Annotated in this window: 18 protein-coding genes; 1 reads left to right on the forward strand and 17 read right to left on the reverse strand. The window is 42.8% G+C overall.

The genetic code is table 11. The features are described from left to right. Positions 1-25: 25 nt before the first annotated feature. From R50345_RS24115 to R50345_RS24195, 17 genes are all read right to left on the reverse strand, one after another. Positions 26-688 (reverse strand): ABC transporter permease, encoded by a 663-nt coding sequence (locus tag R50345_RS24115; protein WP_231573910.1) that lies wholly within the window; start codon positions 686-688, stop codon positions 26-28. Positions 689-771: 83 nt separating this feature from the next. After that, entirely contained in the window at positions 772-1,548 is a 777-nt protein-coding gene (locus R50345_RS24120) for an ABC transporter ATP-binding protein (RefSeq protein WP_042130730.1), read from the reverse strand. After that, the gene (locus tag R50345_RS24125; RefSeq protein ID WP_042130732.1) at positions 1,529-2,521 is read right to left on the reverse strand and encodes an ABC transporter substrate-binding protein; all 993 of its coding nucleotides are present in this window, start codon (positions 2,519-2,521) and stop codon (positions 1,529-1,531) included. Before R50345_RS24125 ends, R50345_RS24120 begins: the two co-directional genes overlap by 20 nt. 246 nt (positions 2,522-2,767) lie before the next feature. Then, a complete protein-coding gene (locus R50345_RS24130) occupies positions 2,768-3,481 on the reverse strand; it encodes a GntR family transcriptional regulator (RefSeq protein WP_042130734.1) in 714 nt (237 codons plus the stop codon). Between the two features lie 8 nt (positions 3,482-3,489). Beyond that, complete coding sequence (locus R50345_RS24135; RefSeq protein ID WP_042130735.1) at positions 3,490-4,506, reverse strand: sugar kinase; 1,017 nt, start codon at positions 4,504-4,506, stop codon at positions 3,490-3,492. After that, positions 4,499-5,254, reverse strand: coding sequence for a 2-dehydro-3-deoxy-phosphogluconate aldolase (dagF, locus tag R50345_RS24140; protein ID WP_042130737.1), 756 nt, complete (start codon positions 5,252-5,254; stop codon positions 4,499-4,501). The genes R50345_RS24135 and dagF overlap by 8 nt, the downstream gene beginning before the upstream one ends. Position 5,255: 1 nt before the next feature. Further along, positions 5,256-6,359 carry a DgaE family pyridoxal phosphate-dependent ammonia lyase gene (locus R50345_RS24145; RefSeq protein ID WP_081954173.1) on the reverse strand — a complete coding sequence of 368 codons (1,104 nt, stop codon included), beginning with the start codon at positions 6,357-6,359 and terminating at the stop codon, positions 5,256-5,258. Then, positions 6,325-7,437, reverse strand: coding sequence for an amidohydrolase/deacetylase family metallohydrolase (locus tag R50345_RS24150; protein WP_042130739.1), 1,113 nt, complete (start codon positions 7,435-7,437; stop codon positions 6,325-6,327). Before R50345_RS24150 ends, R50345_RS24145 begins: the two co-directional genes overlap by 35 nt. Positions 7,438-7,889: 452 nt before the next feature. Then, the gene (locus R50345_RS24155; protein ID WP_042130741.1) at positions 7,890-8,363 is read right to left on the reverse strand and encodes a NanQ anomerase/TabA/YiaL family protein; all 474 of its coding nucleotides are present in this window, start codon (positions 8,361-8,363) and stop codon (positions 7,890-7,892) included. A 221-nt stretch (positions 8,364-8,584) separates the two neighbouring features. Next, positions 8,585-9,439, reverse strand: a complete 855-nt coding sequence (locus tag R50345_RS24160; protein ID WP_042130742.1) for a MurR/RpiR family transcriptional regulator — start codon at positions 9,437-9,439, stop codon at positions 8,585-8,587. Between the two features lie 23 nt (positions 9,440-9,462). Beyond that, complete coding sequence (locus tag R50345_RS24165; RefSeq protein ID WP_042130744.1) at positions 9,463-10,335, reverse strand: ROK family protein; 873 nt, start codon at positions 10,333-10,335, stop codon at positions 9,463-9,465. Between the two features lie 23 nt (positions 10,336-10,358). Then, complete coding sequence (locus R50345_RS24170; RefSeq protein WP_042130746.1) at positions 10,359-11,048, reverse strand: N-acetylmannosamine-6-phosphate 2-epimerase; 690 nt, start codon at positions 11,046-11,048, stop codon at positions 10,359-10,361. Positions 11,049-11,072: 24 nt separating this feature from the next. Next, the gene (locus R50345_RS24175; protein WP_081390001.1) at positions 11,073-11,915 is read right to left on the reverse strand and encodes a carbohydrate ABC transporter permease; all 843 of its coding nucleotides are present in this window, start codon (positions 11,913-11,915) and stop codon (positions 11,073-11,075) included. A 13-nt stretch (positions 11,916-11,928) separates the two neighbouring features. Then, positions 11,929-12,804, reverse strand: a complete 876-nt coding sequence (locus R50345_RS24180) for a carbohydrate ABC transporter permease (protein WP_042130747.1) — start codon at positions 12,802-12,804, stop codon at positions 11,929-11,931. Positions 12,805-12,889: 85 nt separating this feature from the next. Then, on the reverse strand, positions 12,890-14,296 hold the full coding sequence (locus R50345_RS24185) for an ABC transporter substrate-binding protein (protein ID WP_042130748.1): 1,407 nt from the start codon (positions 14,294-14,296) through the stop codon (positions 12,890-12,892). An 81-nt stretch (positions 14,297-14,377) separates the two neighbouring features. Continuing rightward, a complete protein-coding gene (locus R50345_RS24190) occupies positions 14,378-15,019 on the reverse strand; it encodes an SGNH/GDSL hydrolase family protein (RefSeq protein WP_042130749.1) in 642 nt (213 codons plus the stop codon). A gap of 4 nt (positions 15,020-15,023) precedes the next feature. Beyond that, on the reverse strand, positions 15,024-15,935 hold the full coding sequence (locus R50345_RS24195) for a dihydrodipicolinate synthase family protein (protein ID WP_042130751.1): 912 nt from the start codon (positions 15,933-15,935) through the stop codon (positions 15,024-15,026). Between the two features lie 530 nt (positions 15,936-16,465). On the opposite strand from R50345_RS24195, the gene R50345_RS24200 reads away from it, so the two are divergent. After that, positions 16,466-16,651 (forward strand): hypothetical protein, encoded by a 186-nt coding sequence (locus R50345_RS24200; protein ID WP_042130754.1) that lies wholly within the window; start codon positions 16,466-16,468, stop codon positions 16,649-16,651. Positions 16,652-16,803 lie beyond the last annotated feature (152 nt).

The raw sequence follows: 16,803 nt of genomic DNA on the forward strand, positions 1-16,803 counted from the left end.
TGGATGTGTTGGATCCCTGGCACAGTTAATTCCGCCACTTCATAAACTTGTAATCCAGAAAATCAACAAGCAAGAAGAGGACAAACCCCACCAAGCTGAACAGCATAATTCCCGCATACATTTCCGGATAATCCAGTCTTAACCAAGCATCCATGATGAAAAAGCCCATACCATGCTCGGTACCATAAATCTCCGTGAAAAAGAGGACAGATATCGCCGTTCCAAGCGAAATACGAATCGTACTCAGAATGACTGATAGTGCACCCGGCAGTGTCACATGCCAGAATTTCTGCACTGTACTTGCCCCTATACTCGTTAAGACATCATAGGTATTCTCAGGAATAGCCTTCACACCATCCCTAACCGAAATGATAATCTGGAACAAGAGAATCAACATAATCATTAAAATTTTAGATGTTTCACCAAGCCCAAAGAATAACATCACAACCGGAAGCAGAGCAATTTTTGGAACAGGATAGGTTAAGTAAACCACAGGGTCCAGCAGCTTATTCCAAGTCAGCGAACGTCCCATCAGAAGACCAATGAGCAGCCCAATGATTAACGCAAGCACTACACCTGCAAAAATTCTGAACAAGCTATACCCCACATTCAAAGCAATATCCTGTGCACCCAAGTGAAACATAGCGTTATACACTGCGAATGGACTAGGCAAAATCGAATGATTCATAAGCAAATAGGCAATATACCAAACCACATTCATACAAAAGAACACAAATACCAGTCTTATTATGTGATGAATCCGACTTTTTCTCACCATATCTCCTGCATTACCTTTCTGATTCGCTTAGTCTGCTCAAAGAAATCTACACTGTCCCGCTTATCCTCATGCTTCATATGAAACACCAATTGATTATCGATAATTTCCGGCATTTCTTCTTTGTTAGATGGCATGACAATAATTTTCTGTCCCAGCAGAATAGCTTCTTCCACATCATGGGTAACAAATAGGGTAGTCGCGGGATGCGTCAACCAGTTATCCAAAAAGAGAAGCTGCAGCGTTTCCCGCGTAATCGCATCCAGTGCGGAGAATGGCTCGTCCAGCAGCAAAATGGTGGGCAAAATAGCGAATGCTCTAGCGATTGCCACTCTTTGCTGCTGTCCCCCACTGAGAGATAGAGGATAACGATCAGCTAAATCAGAGATTCCCATTGATGAAAGCCACTGATTAATCTGGTTCTCCCGTTCTTGCTTGGTGGTGCTCGCAGTATGCGAGATTTTCATTGCGATTTGAATATTATCATGTACAGTCTTCCATGGGAGAAGCCCATAGTTTTGTGGTACCAGACCGATCAGAGTTTCTTTATCATGCACGGATTCTTCATTAAAAAGTATTTGCCCCTTATAGCTCGGCAGCAAACCTGCGATCGCCCGTAGTAACGTAGATTTCCCGCTGCCAGAGGGTCCGATGATCGTGTAAATCCCATGCTCTGGCAAAGATAAATCCATCTGTCCTAAGGCCAGTTGACCCGTCTTGTACTCTACTTTAAGACCCTTAATGACGAGTCCCTTATTTTTTGAATTGGACATCAGAAATCACATCTTCAGCCGAGATATTTTTGCTAAGCAAACCTTTTTCCCGTGCCCATGCAAATGCAGCTTCTACTTCTTTCACATCCACTTGATTGGCAGGAACATAATCAGGCACCTTAATCTCATCTTTCAACGTTTCTGGATAGCCAACTTCTTTGATCACAAGATCGATATATTCGGATTGATCATGAGATTTCATATACGCTACAGCCTCGTCATAAGCAGCATACATATTCCGAATCGCATCTGCCTTAGCATCAATAGCATTTTGTGGGAAAGCCAATACAAATGGATTCACTCCCGCGGTATGCGTGGAGCTAAGCACGCGCAAGCCTGAGGTTTTACCCATAGTTACAAATGGTTCAGGCAAAATAGCTGCATCCGCCTTATTGTTCTTAAGCAATTCTAAACGGGTAGGGATTTGTGGAACCTCAGTTACCGTAATATCATCCTCCGTCAAACCCGCTTGTTTCAGCATCATCGCCACCGTATATTGTGTGGAAGTATTTTTGGACAAAATCACGGTTTTGCCTTTCAGATCCTTCACATCTTGGATGGCGTCATTCCCAGTCAATAAATCGAATTCACCAAAAGTTGTACTAGTGATCTTCACATCCAGCCCAGCTTCATTGTAGATAGAAATCGCAACTAGATCAGCGCTGATCCCCTCCAGCTTACCAGCTTGAAAAGCGACATCACGATCTTTTGCACTCTTGAACGTTTGAATGTCTAGGTTCACTCCATGTTTCTTATCAAAGCCTTGCTCATGAGCAATCACAAAAGGAATAGCATCAATAGAAGGCAGTAAGCCAAGCGACAAAGTAACAGGTTCTTTTGAAGCCTCTGCTGCGTTTCCCTCTGTCGATGTTGTATTCGTGTTATTCTTTGAACCACAACCTACTGCAAGTACAGCAATGACAACGACCATCATCGACAACATCAACATCTTTTTTAAAGATTTTTTCTTCATAAAACTCTCCTACCTCCATTAATCTTTCTATAGTAGACATGCCTCTATTCTTTGCAATCTGCAAAAGAGCATGCAAAAAGCCCTTAAGCTGTTCCAGGACGCTTCAGGTATTGTAATTTTACATCAGTCATCACAGCTTGTATATTCATAAATTAAAATAGTTAGATTTATCACATACTAAGATGCAAAAAATCCGAACCATCCTGCAAGGAATCTCCCCTGCAAATTGCTCCGGATTTTCGCTACCTACACCTCATAGTTCACTACATAATTCTGTAGCTCTGTATTGTAGAAGCCGATACTATACTCAGTTACCTTACCCAGCTCATCATAAGAATAGCGTGTTCGTTTCAGCAAAGGACACTTCTTTTCCAATAGTAGGATCTCCTCTACCTCAGGCGGAGGGACAGCAACAGAAAATTCATCACGTAGCCTCTCAAGGGAAACACTCCGCTCTTCAAGCAGCTCATACAAGGACTGGGCATTCAAATCAAGTAGATCCAAATCATCCATACCATTTACTAAATAATGCGTGTAATGAACGTATGGATTATCATTGAGAGTGTATATGCGTTCCAAGCGTAAACAATGTTCGCCGAATAAACGGTACGGTTCACTTCCGACCTCATTAAATACTCGCTCCGCCTTCAGCCATTGCTTCCGAATTTGGTGCCCTTCATCCACCAGAATTTCTGTGAATTTTTTCCATTTGGACAGCTTGGAGGATGAGGTATTACGGATCACCTTCGTCCCCTTGCCGCTCCCTTTCTCCAGAAATCCTTCTTGGACAAGCTCCTGAATGGCACCGCGTACTGTGATCTTGCTGACATTGAATTCCTGCTCTAGCTGAGGTTCGGAAGGAATATTTAATCCTATAGGATAGACTCCGTGTAGAATCCGATCCTTTATAATATTTGCGATTTGCAAATATAAAGGCTTATCTTTTCGGGACAAACTCAAGAGGTTCACTACCTTTCTACATCGCCTACGGATAGAGTCATAGCTCGAAGGACATCCGCTTCTGAAGCCATGGGAGTGTCGCCCTCGACAGTATGAGCTAGCATACTAGCGGTAGCGGCAAACTGTACGGTCTGCTCAGGTGTAAATCCTGTTAGCTCGCCATGCACAATTCCGCTCGTATAGGCATCTCCAGCCCCTATTCTATCATAGACGAGAAATCTCAGCGTATCCGAAAAGAAGAAGCTCTGATTCTTATAAAGAAAACCACGCAGTGAATGTGAGTTGTCGCCATGAATACTGCGATGGGTGCCAGCGATCACCGAGATATCGTACTGCTTCGCAACTACCGGAATAAGTTCGAGCAATTGCTCTTCACGTTCAGCTTGTGCAGTACTCATCCCTAAGATATGGATCGCGTCCTTCTCATTCATCATTACGATATCGGCCAGCTGCAGCATCTCCTCGTAATGCGGCTTCGCTAGTGAATATCCTTCCGCTCCCCACAAGGACGGACGATAGTTGCAATCAAAGATCACTGTTCCACCCTGCTGCTTGACCGCTCTAGCTAAAGATTTCATGTGATGACGCACACTTTCGTTCATAGCCAGCGTAATGCCGCAGAAATGGATCACATCGAGACTTCGAGCAATCTCTTCATAATGATATGTTTCCTCAGGAGCCGTGTTGAAGCTGCTCTCCAGACGATTGCTGTAAGTCACCTTGCTTGGACGTGCACCAAATCCATTCTCCAAGAAATACAAGCCTAGATATTCTCCTCCTCGCATAACGAAGTTTGAAGAAATCCCCAGCTTACGCAAATGCGCCGCAGCGGCTTCCCCCAAAGAAGTATTCGGCAAACGGGAAACCAAAGCACCTTCATGCCCGAAGCGTGCCAGTGCAGAGCTGACATTAACCCCGGTGCCAGAGAATGAATAGTTTAAGCTGTTTCCTTGTGATAGCAGCTGAACTCCCGGCACCTGCAGACGCATCATCACTTCTCCGAATGCCCCGATTCGTTTAGGCATATTTATCTGTCAGCCTTTTCATAATTCCAAGTAAATCACGTACATCCTGGATCCGGGTCTGGCCCGATTCTTTATCGATAATGGATGAGTAGACATGCGGAATCACTTGTGGCACCCCTGCTTCAAGCGCAATTTCCAATATTGCCTCGAAATTGTCCATATCAATCCCACCGGTAGGTTCGAGTGCAAACCCTGCCTCAGCACAGGCCTTAGCGACAGAGCGGTATTCCTCTTCACGGCTTAAACCCTCCATCGGGAAATACTTCAGTGCATTACCACCCATATCACGAACTAGCGCTATTGCTGATGCTATAGGTACAATCGCCGCTTCACTCTGCGCAGCGCTGAAAGGTCCTGTAGAAATATTCACATAACCAGCGTGACCGGAAGGGGCGATCATGCTGTTGATCCAGCTGTCCTTCCCGCCAAGATTAGCGCGCGTAGCTCCAACCACCGGGAACACCTGGTTAATATGACTCCCCGGATAATGCTTAGCAATCTCGGCTACAATTGCCGCTTGGCGATTATCTCCTGCACCTAAGCCAATCGATACCGCATCTTCAATCTCTTGACCATACTGCTTCATGGCTGTTACGGCTTCTTCTGCCGTCTTATAATCCTTAGAGAGCACACCGACCAGCACATATCCTTCCGCCGCTTCATAAATCGCTTTAGCATTAGCGATATCTTTTGCGAGTACATTTAATGCGGTGCGGCCCTTATAAAAACGTTGTGAAATCGTCGTCATCTTATTGTCCCCCTATTAATTTACGAATACTGTCTACAATCACGAGCAGATCATCCCCCAGAAGCGGCCGTGGGTCAATATCGAAATATCCCTGCTTCACTCCATAGTCGCGGGTATAGATCGCAATCTCGCCTTGCTGCAACCCCTCTACCAATTCCTTCGCCGTAATACCGGCCTGCTGTGGATCCACCTGAACTCGGCCGCGATAGATGGCACGTCCCGCCTCATCCTGCACAATGGTTACACGAATACCAGGAAGATCATTCAGCACCATCAGTGCCTGCAAAGACGCTTGCTCGATGTCACTTCTGTCTTCCTTCACCATGTATTCCTCCAAAGCTTGCAGCAGACCAAAGGTTGTTTCTTTACCCACTTTCATACTGCGTCCTATTCCATACAATTGGACCTTAACCCATTCCACATAACTACGTTTACCGGCAATGATTCCGGAAGTAGGCCCTTCAATGGCCTTGGACCCACTATAAATCGCCAGGTCAGAGCATTTCACATATTTACAGAGGTCTTCTTCCGCTGCAGCATCAACGATTAGCTGCACCCCTTTACGCTTGGCGATCTCCCATGCTTCTTCAACAGACAACATATTTTTCTGCACCGCATGGTGGGACTTCACATACAGAATAGCAGCAGTCTGCTCACCAATAGCGTCCTCTATATGTTCAGCCCGGCCTTCATTCGCATAGCCTACCTCAATTAGTTTACCTCCACCTAGATAGACCATCGTTTCCACCGGAGCTCCGTACTGTACATTATGACCCTTTAGAATGATGATTTCATTGCGCGGAATGACCTCTTGGTGCAGACGTTCACTGCGGCGGCGGTTACCTTGGGTCACTAGCGCCGCAACGGACAACGCAATACCACTGGAGGCTGAGTTGACGATAATCGCTGCTTCAGCACCGAGAATACGCGCCGTGTAATCTCCGGCTTTATCTACCAAATCCGCTATTTCTACGTAATTCTGTCCACCTTGCTTCATCGCATTCATCACAGTATCAGTAGGAGCCGACACCCCCAGAATGCTCATTCGACCGCTAGCATTAATTACGCGTTTAAGCCCGTATTTCGCATTTAATGAATTCCCCACCTATAACCACTCCTTTTGCGTGAATTACTTTATCCGCCACTCTTTCTTCCCCTTCAGAATCAATAAGCACAGTAGGTTCATGCTGCAAGGTGAACAGGGTCAGGTTAGCAGGATCACCTACCTGTATTCGGCCTAGCTCCGGTCTGCCCAGCCATTCTGCCGCATTTGAAGTAACCGCTGCCATAATCTCATCCAGAGCATAGCCCAAACATAGAAACTTGGAAAGTACATTAGACATGCTAAAGACAGGTCCCTTCATCCGGTTCACTCGATAGATATCCGTGCTAATCGTATTCAGTCCTATGCCGTTACGTTTAGCAGCCTCAGCTACCTTAAAAGAGAAACTTGCTGTTCCATGCCCCACATCTAGATGAACTCCTCGTTCGATAGCCTCAGTCAGTACTTGAAGCGGCTGACCGTCTGCAGCAAACAAATTATTCTCTTTTCCGTTGAGATAATGGGTAACAATATCCTTTTGCTGCAAAAGAGGCATAACCTCTCTGATATCTGGCGGTGCTGAACCGATATGTACCATTAAGGGCAGCCCTGTCTCCAATGATAGGCTTCGTGCAATATGCAGCGGCTCAATTCCGCTAGGCCCGACAACGCTCTTGCTGATCCTAGCCTTTAATCCTACGATCATCTTCCCGTAAGTTCGGATAGACTCCAAAACCTTCTCCTTATCAATCCATTCCAAGTTGGATAACTCATCAATTCTTAGTAGTCCAATCCGCGAGATATTCAAGAACGCCAGCACATTCGTCTTAGCTAGAGATGCGTCCTGAACCAGATCACCTATCCGATCCGCCCCACAGCTACCGGCATCTACTAGAGTTGTCACCCCTTGCCGGACACCGATCTCATCAATCTCATCGCCATACGGATCAAATTCGCGAAAAGCATGCACATGCATATCAATCCAACCACTGGATACGTATGCACCTGAGCCTTCCCACATCTGCCCCCCACGACCCTCACCTGCCGGAGTGATCTCAGCGATTCTTCCATTCTCGATTACAATGTCGATCTCTTCTCCGCTAACTCGTTTCACCTGACGGAGCACGTATCTTTCATCCATTGTTCTCACCTTTTTCCATATAACATTATAATGTTTAAAATACCACGAATAGTACAGGAAGTAAATATAACGTTATAATGTTTATGGATAAAAATAGACGGGACTGTCACAAAATTAGAGCAGCCTACTTATGTGAAGAATTCTTTTTGAGAGTAATTAGGGAAAATCTCCCTGATTATAGCCGATGATTGCTTTAAATGAAAAAAATTAGGGAATTCCTCCCTAAAAATCGGGGTAATATCTATATTCACCACCGAATCAGATAAATTAGAGGGAGATTTTCCCTAATTATTAGTCATATAAGCAAAAATCGCAGAATTTCAGGGAGATTTTCCCTAATTATCTATCAGTTTGGCCATCTCTTGCCCACAATCTACTGAGGTAAGCTGCAAATGACCGAAAACGCAGAGCAGCGATCCTCCAATACAAAGGAGAATCGCTGCTTTCTTAATCTATGAAATTAATAACCCTACATGTATCTTAATAACAGCCTTCTTAATCTTCATACCCGACTGACCCATCCCAGGTCTGTGTACATCATGCGGGAAAAAGACAGCGAACATACCCGGCTTCAAAGTTAACAAAATTTCTTCAGTTGAGGGAGGATAAAGCGCATAATCTGCATCGGCATCGTAAGGCTTAGTAGCCTCGATCTCTTCTTGCAGCGGTGACCAGCCGATCGTTTCTTCACCCTCGATCAGATAATGCACATCAATGTAAGACTCATGCTTTTCAGCAACCTGTTCCTCTAGCGACTTCGCCTCTAGCGCCATAATCGAAACATAGATCTCGTTCCCGCGGATCTCGATTCGCCCGAGATCCGGTTCGTGTTGTAAGATGACTTTCAATTCCTCAATAGCCTCTACAATGACTGAATTCTCATATCTGCTATGCTCTTCCCAAGATGACAATGAACCTAAGATCATAATGTCTCATTCTCCCCACATCTCAATTATCTTACAGAGGTTGTTCAAAAAGTCCGCTTTTGACCACGAAGTAGCCTAAGAAGCTTACTCGACATCGAATATTGAATTCAGGCGAATCTTCCGGTGCTCACGTAGCTTCCACTTCCACTACGCTACGTTCCTCAGTTTCTACCTTCATCCAATCTTCTTGGTGCTGAAAACCATACTTTTTGAGCTCGCACTTATAGGAGCTTTTCACTAACTGCCGCAGCAGTTGTTTCTTTATTGATAATGGACTGCTCGCTAGTTTTTTTGAAATATTCCACATATAAAATATCCAGCAGATAGAGCTGTGAGATCTTAGCAGATAATGAACCGCCCTGCAGAGGGCCCTCATTAGCACCACATAGTAAGGTTAGATCCGAATACGATGTTAAAGGTGACTTTTCAAATCTCGTAATGGACACCACTTTAGCGCCTCGTTCCTTCGCCTTTCTTGCGACCTCAATACTATCCTTCGTTGAGCCGGAATAAGAAATGATTACAGCGACGTCTCGCTCAGACATTAGCGCTGCTGACATCATCTGAAGATGTGAGTCCATCAAACATTCTGTTTTGTTTGTAATGCGCATAAATTTAATTTTGGCTTCCATTGCCGTGATTAGAGAAGAGCCAACGCCGAAGAATAATACACGTTCAGCGTTAATCATATAATCAATAGCTTCATTGATCTTCTTTATATCAATTAAATTATAGGTCTCGTTCAGTGCACTTACATTTGTGGTCAGCACTTTGGAAGCCACTGCTTCAGTCGTGTCGTCCATTAGAATTTGATCCGTAAGCTGCGGGATCTCATTCTCCACAGTGATACTATGAGCTAGTGCAATCTTGAACTCTTGGTACCCTTTATAACTTAAAGATTTGCAAAATCGAAAGATACTTGATTCCCCTACATCGCACGCATCTGCAAGATCAGTAATGGACATGTAGACAACACTTCTCGTGTTCTCCAGGACGTAGTCCGCTACCTTCTTCTCCGTATTCGTCAAATTATTGTACTTGGAATGAATAGAAGTAAAAATACTGATTGTTCGCAAATAAGCCCCTCCTTTACAATGGTTTAATATGCGAATAAAGAGGAAGCTCCTAGCAAGCCTGCCTTATTCCCAAGTGAGGCCTTAACAATTCTTACACCTGCAAAACTCTCCATAATTAAAGACTTTGTCCGTTCTTCTACCCTTTGAACTAAATCTTCTTGCTCCATAACACCACCCCCAATGATTATAGCGGATGGATTAAAAATATGAATAATAGAGGCTAAGCCCGCAGACACCTCAGTTATCCAAGAATCCAAGATCTGTTTCAGAGCTTCGTCCCCGTTGTGTATTTTATCAAAAAGAACCTTCCCGTCTACACATTCGGGATCTGCCTGCTGAGCCATCTTGACTAAAGCGGTGGTTGAAGCATACTTTTCATAAAAAGGCAGTCCCTCCACCGCATCTGACAATGGATGTGTAAGGATATGGCCAAATTCGGCCGCCACTCCATCTGCTCCTTTATAGATTTGGCGGTTCATTACAATTGCACCGCCGATGCCCGTGCCAAACGTCAAGCATAAGAAATTGTTAAAGTTCTGGGCAGCACCATAATGAGCTTCACCTAATGCTGCTGAATTCACATCGTTCTCTACCATAACAGGTTTATGAAAATGATTTGTTACAATTTCCTTAATCTTCATCCCTGTATATCTAGGTATATTTTCGTTAGCATAGACAATAAATCCTTCTTCAGCATTGACTTGACCAGCCGTGCTTATAGCGATGGCATCAAAATCATCATATTCTGCAATTTTCACAAGCAATCTTGCGACTACATGCGGACCGCCCAAATCACTTTCTGTTGCATACTCTTTAAAATTATCAACATTCCCATACTCATCGCAAATACACATTTTGGTGTTGGTACCGCCAATATCTACGGCTACAATTCTCATTCCCATCTACCCTCTCTGGCATTCTACTGAATAGCGCTCACAAACCTTTTTGTAATCTCCATTGGTCTTGTAATCGCTGAGCCAACTACCGCTGAATAGACCCCTAAATCAAACATCGTCTTCAGTTCTTCGGGCGTAGAAACGCCACCTTCAGCTATCACAGGCACAGAGAAGTTGCTTACGATTTGTTTGACTAGCTCGAAGTCTGGGAGTGAACGGTCTTTAGTGTATGCTGTATATCCGCTTAAGGTCGTTCCCACAAGATCAAATCCCAGCTCGACAGCTTTAGCCGCTTCTTCAAATGTAGAGCAGTCTGCCATAAACAGCTGATCTTTGTAGGTCTCTCTTATGTTAGGAAATAGTTCTGAAATGGTAGATCCATCTGGTCTAATTCGGTCCGTCGCATCCATAGCAATGATATCTACGCCTTCGCGGTAAAGCTCATCTACTTCCTTCAGGGTTGGTGTTATAAATACTTCTGAACCTTCATATACCCTCTTGATGATCCCGATGATGGGTAGATTCACTGTTTTCTTGATTTCTTGAATATCAGCTACGCTATTAGCCCGAATGCCGGAGGCACCGCCCAAGTATGCTGCATATGCCATTCTCCCCATAATAAACGGACTATGCAGCGGTTCTTCGGGTAAGGCTTGACTAGAGACGACTAGTTTATGTTTTATCTTTTTAAGTACATTATTTTCAGTATTCATCAGTAACCCACTCCACTTTTTTATTTATTCTTTAACTGCTCCTGCAGTAATCCCATTGGTGAAGAACCGTTGGAATAACATGAACACTAGCAACATCGGAATTGCAGCAATGGTGGCTCCGGCCATTTTATATGCGAAATTAGGATTCAAATCCTGCATTAAGGTCGCAGTACCAACCATTAATGTTTTCATTTTGTTCTCTTGGCCTATAACCAGCTGCCACAAGTAATCATTCCAGACTTGCACGAAATTCAGAATAAATAAGGCTCCAATACCAGGTTTAATAATTGGCACCATGATGCGAGTAAAGATTCTCCATTCATTTGCACCATCTATTCTCCCAGCTTCTCTTAAAGCGTTAGGCGTTAAATCGAAGAATCCTTTTAACAGGAACACTCCAAATGCACCCGCGACGTTCGGCCAAATCATACCGTTATAGGAATTCACCATTCCAAATTGCTGTGTAATCCGGAATAAAGGCACAATCATAATTTCTTTAGGGATCATCAAGCTCGATATGAAGATAATGAAGATGATATCTTTACCTTTAAAATTGATCTTTGAGAAAGCATAAGCTGCCATAGCGCCTACAATAATAACGATAATCGTAGATACACCTGAGACATAAATACTATTAAACGTCCATCTCAAAGCCGGTTGGTTCTGAAACACATCTACATAGTTGGAGAATGTAATCGATTTAGGCCACCAGTCTGGAGGCATCTTCACAACATCTGAACTGTTCTTGAGCGAGCTTGTGAATAACCAATACAATGGAAAAAGATTAAGGAGCGCGAAGAGGACAATGATAACATTCGATATCACATCAAACTTCTCTCTCTTCTTCTTGTTTCTAATTTTCGACATGTTGTATTCCCCCTCACTTCACCTTAATCATGCTTCGCAGCTGAGGCACAGATAATAATAATGTAATCACGAACATGATAACGCCTACCGCAGAAGCTACACCGAGTTGATTGTACTTAAATGCATTATTGTAAAGGTAGTACATCAAGGTTACCGATGAGTTGTTCGGTCCGCCGCCGGTTAATAGCTGGATGACTACAAATATTTTTAGAACAGCAATAATATTGATAATCGTAATATAGGTCGTTGTAGGTCCTACAGAAGGAATGAGGATCTTCGAAATCACTTGCCATCTGCTTGCACCGTCGATTTCTGCTGCTTCAAAAAGCTCTTTAGATACACCAATCATCGAAGCTATATACAGAATAATGGCTTGGCCTACGTTCGTTGCGAAGGTCACAAAGATAACCACCGGCAAAACCGTCTTTGGATTTCCTAGAAGATTGATCGTCCCAAAACCCATATCTTTATAGATAAAAGAAATAAGTCCGTTAGCAGGATTCAACAGGAAGCTCCACACCATACTCATAACAACCATGGATACCATGACCGGAATATAATAGCTTCCTCTTATAAAGGAGACGTACTTAGCGTTCTTATCAAATACAGCCGAGGCAACGAATAGTGCAAAGCCCACGGTAAGTAGAACGATAAAGACTACGAAGATAATCGTATTAAAGGTAGCTTTAAAGAATACCGGATCATTAAACAATGTGGTGTAGTTAGCCAGACCCACAAACTTCTCACTATCATAATTAATTTGGTATAAACTCAGGCGCATCCCTTCTAAGATCGGATAGACAAGAAAGGCTAAGAATACTATCATCTGAGGTAAAATAAACAGATAACCTGTAATATTCTCTTTTAGGTAATTACTACGTAGTTTCATATCGTTTACCTTTCTAATTAACAGCCCTTGGAGCCTCTTCAGACTCTGAAGGCTGTTAATCGTTTATTGTTTACCTGTTCTTAGATTATTGGAAAATGACAGAGCTAGCTTTATTCGTATCAATCACTTTATTACCATTGGTCTGATAATCTTGTACAAACTGTTCTGGTGTCTTTGCTCCCATGTAAAGCGCCTGCAGATCAGGGTACAAAACTTCTCTTAATTGGCTATATCCTGGAACGTTACCCGTGAAGTTGAACAAATATTTTGAATTGGCATCATAAGCAGCAAAGAGTGGATTCTCCGACTTCAGTTCTTCGGCCACCGAGCTTCTCACAGGGATACCATTCTTAGAGGATTTAACTAATTCAGGATCACTTGAAAAGAACTTCACGAAATCTTTAGCGACTTCAGTCTTCTTCGCATCTTTGGACTTAAATACACTAGCACCCACTACATAAGTAAAGGATAGAGGATCTCCGCTTTCAGACGGAATATTAGCAAGACGCATATCAAATTTAGGAGAAGTGCCGGATTCCATATTTGCTTTTGAGCCATTGAACAAGATTGGATTGGTGAAACTGATCGCTAGCTGCTGATTCTGGAACATGGCATTGGCGTCATTGGAGGATACAGATTCTGCACCTGGATTTGTATATCCACCGTCATATAGTTTTTTCAACCATGTAGCAGCTTTAACACCATTCGCATCATTCAGAATAATGTTTCCTTGATCGTCAAAGAACTTATTTCCGAACATTCTTAAGTATGCAAGGTTCCAAGTATCTCCTTGGTTATTCACAGCGTACAGTGCCATTGGATAAGCATTAGAATATTTATCCTTCGGAAGATCATTTTTCAGACCGTCCAAGATTTGTTGATATTCATCCAAGTTCCAAGTCTTAATTTCGGACTCTCCACCGATGAACTTTTCTAAACCAGCCGCTTTAAACATGTCTGCGTTATAGACCAAAGTACCTGGATTATGTTGGAATGGATAGAAGTACACATCTTTTCCGAACGTTACTGCATCCCAGTAATTTTGTGCGATATCACTTTTTGCGTTATCATCGATGATGTCTGTCAAAGGCTCCAACGCACCACGGTGAACATAATCGCCCATAGGGAATACGCTTTCAAAGAAGACATTCGGCGGCGTACCTCCGCTCAAGTTAACATTGAGGAGTTGGTCGCGCTGATCCCCGGCAATGACTTCGACTTGAATGTCGGCATCATATTTGTCGTATTGCGCTTTGAACTTCTCAGCAGCGGCTTTAAGGAAACTATCATAGTCAGCACCGCTTTCGGTTGCATCCACAACACCCTTCCACTGAGGGGTCAGCCATACTTTAATTGCCACTTTTTCCTTGCCTGATGTAGAAGCATTATCGGATTTATTAGAGCTTGCTGCATTGTTACCAGAACATCCTGAAATTAGTGAAATAATTACCATTAATGCAACCATTGTCGAGAGTAAACGTTTCTTCTTCATTAATAATCCTCCCTAAAAGTTTTGTTAGTATTATTTTTTCTGAATCGCTTCGTGTTTTGTAAGCCAGTCCAGAAACAAACCCTAATCTAAAATCCGTTTGACATGATTTTGCACCAGATCAGCCATGTTTCGATGTCCTTGTATATCAAGATGCATGTAGTCAATTTCATTCATCGATACATATTCTCTGGAATCCATAAAGTGGATATCTGTGCCCTTAAGCAACGCTGCAAGATGCTGCGATAGCTCCATAGATTTCTCGCTACAATTACTTCCCATCGGCTTACCAATGGGAGTATGGATATACTCTGCCCCAATAGGGGGAGGAGCGATCACAAGTACTTCTGGAGCTTTTCCCGCGTGTCCTGCCCCGCTCCCTTTAGCTTTAAGAGCAAGTCTAACAATACCTTGAGCGATGTTATATGAAGTGAGTGCAAATCTTTCTTTCGTATCATTCGTTCCAAGCATGATCACAACCAAGTCAAGCGGTGCATGTGACATGAGGCATGGATAGAGATAAGAAATTCCGGCTAACCCTTCAAATAACGGATCCTCACTGACACTCGTTCTACCGGGAAGCCCTTCTTCTATGACACGATAAGAGTCGCCCAGTTCTGTATCCAGAAGCCCTGTCCAACGGATTTCATCCTTAAACCTTTGGTCAGTCTCTGCGTCGTAGCCCCAAGTATTGGAATCGCCAAAGCATACGATCGTTCTCTTCATTGCATTAACCACAATATTTTTCGATCGCTTGATCAATCAATTTCATAATGTCTGCGATTGGACCAGCATCTTCAGCGGCTATCCCTTCAAGTGGTGCTCTTACACTACCAATGTTTACGCCTCTTAATCTCAGAACCTCTTTAATTTCCGCATACATAGAACCCTTGAGGGAACAAAGCGCGATGATGATATCGTTGATATCACTTTGAAGTTGTCCTGCTTCCTCAAACTTGCCGGCAAGAACAAATTTATTAGCTTGCAAGAACAGCTCCGGCATAACAGCATAAGTGCCACCAATACCTGCATCAGCTCCCATAATTCTTCCCGCAACATATTGTTCATCCGGTCCATTAAATACCACTACATCTTTTCCACCCACTCTTTTGAAGCGTTCAATATCCATAGGTGGCATAGAAGAATTCTTAACACCGATAACCTTTTTATTAGCAAGCAGTTTCTCGAATAAAGCTGGGGTTAGTGTATATCCCGTAGTCTGAGGGATGTTGTAAATGATGAACGGTAGAGGAGTTGCCTCCATAATATCGCTCCAATATTTAGTTACTGCGCTATCTGGTAATTTAAAATATATAGGGGGGATTGCGGATAGTGCATCATATCCTAAGCTCGCCGCATGTTTTGCTAATTCGATACTATCTCTTGTAGAAGGCGCACCTACATGAGCGATCAGCGTCATTTTACCTTTCAAGTTGTTAGCTACGTAGCTAAGTACCGCTTTGCGTTCGTCCAGACTCTGGTAGATACATTCTCCAGAACTGCCTCCCACATAAACACCTTGAACACCTTTTTCAAATAAATAATCACATAAGGCATGCGTACGGGATTCCGAAATATTCCCTTGATCGTCATAGCAAGCATAGAAGGCAGGTATAATTCCGTGGAACTTGGTTAGTGTCATTGTTTATTAATCCCCCTTAAGATGTGAGCGGTTTCTGTTCTACATATTCAAGATATCACTTAAATTTAATTCTGTAAATTATTTTCTCTATTTTTTATAAAATAAAATTTATTTCCACCAGAAAAGGTTCATTAATAGAAAAACATTTTCTTTTAAGTGAATTTTCTCAAAAATAAGATCTTATTCCCTATATATAAATAGATTATCGCACTATATATGCGGCCCTAGTTATTATCAGAGTATCACTATCTACCGCTTAAAAGTCAGTTCTCCCATTTGGTGCTTATTGGATAATAAGTATAGCTTTTATGGATAATGTTCTATTTATTTGATCCCGCCAAAAATGTCCTTATCCGGGAGACACTTCTCTTTCAACGGCACACAAAACCTAATTAACACACAATGTTCACTAATAAAACTGTGTTTTTACGGTGGACATATCTTTAAAAAACTAATATCTATGTTATAATGAAAGCGTAATCAAAACAATATAAAATATATTGTTTCTTCGCCAAAGGAGGCTGGAGGAAATGCTAGCAGGTCTTAAGGAACTTAAAAATTGGGTAACGGAAAATTGGAATCCAACGATGAATTCAGGTAATGAGGATTATCAAAAAATGGAATATTCCGTGCAACGTCATTTGCACACTCCAAGATCCCCAAAACCACTTACCTATGAAGAAGAAGCTCGTATCAAGACAGTTAAATTCCATTAATCTCACTACATTTAGATACAGATTGACCCTATAATAGAATCTTGTCCTAAGGCCGCCAGATCCGGAAGTCATTCCAGTAGAGCGGTCTTTTATTATGTCTTGAGATTATGTAACGAAAAACCTTTTCCATATTGACTCAATTACTTGAATCA

Source organism: Paenibacillus sp. FSL R5-0345 (assembly GCF_000758585.1).
Classification (GTDB): domain Bacteria; phylum Bacillota; class Bacilli; order Paenibacillales; family Paenibacillaceae; genus Paenibacillus_AQ.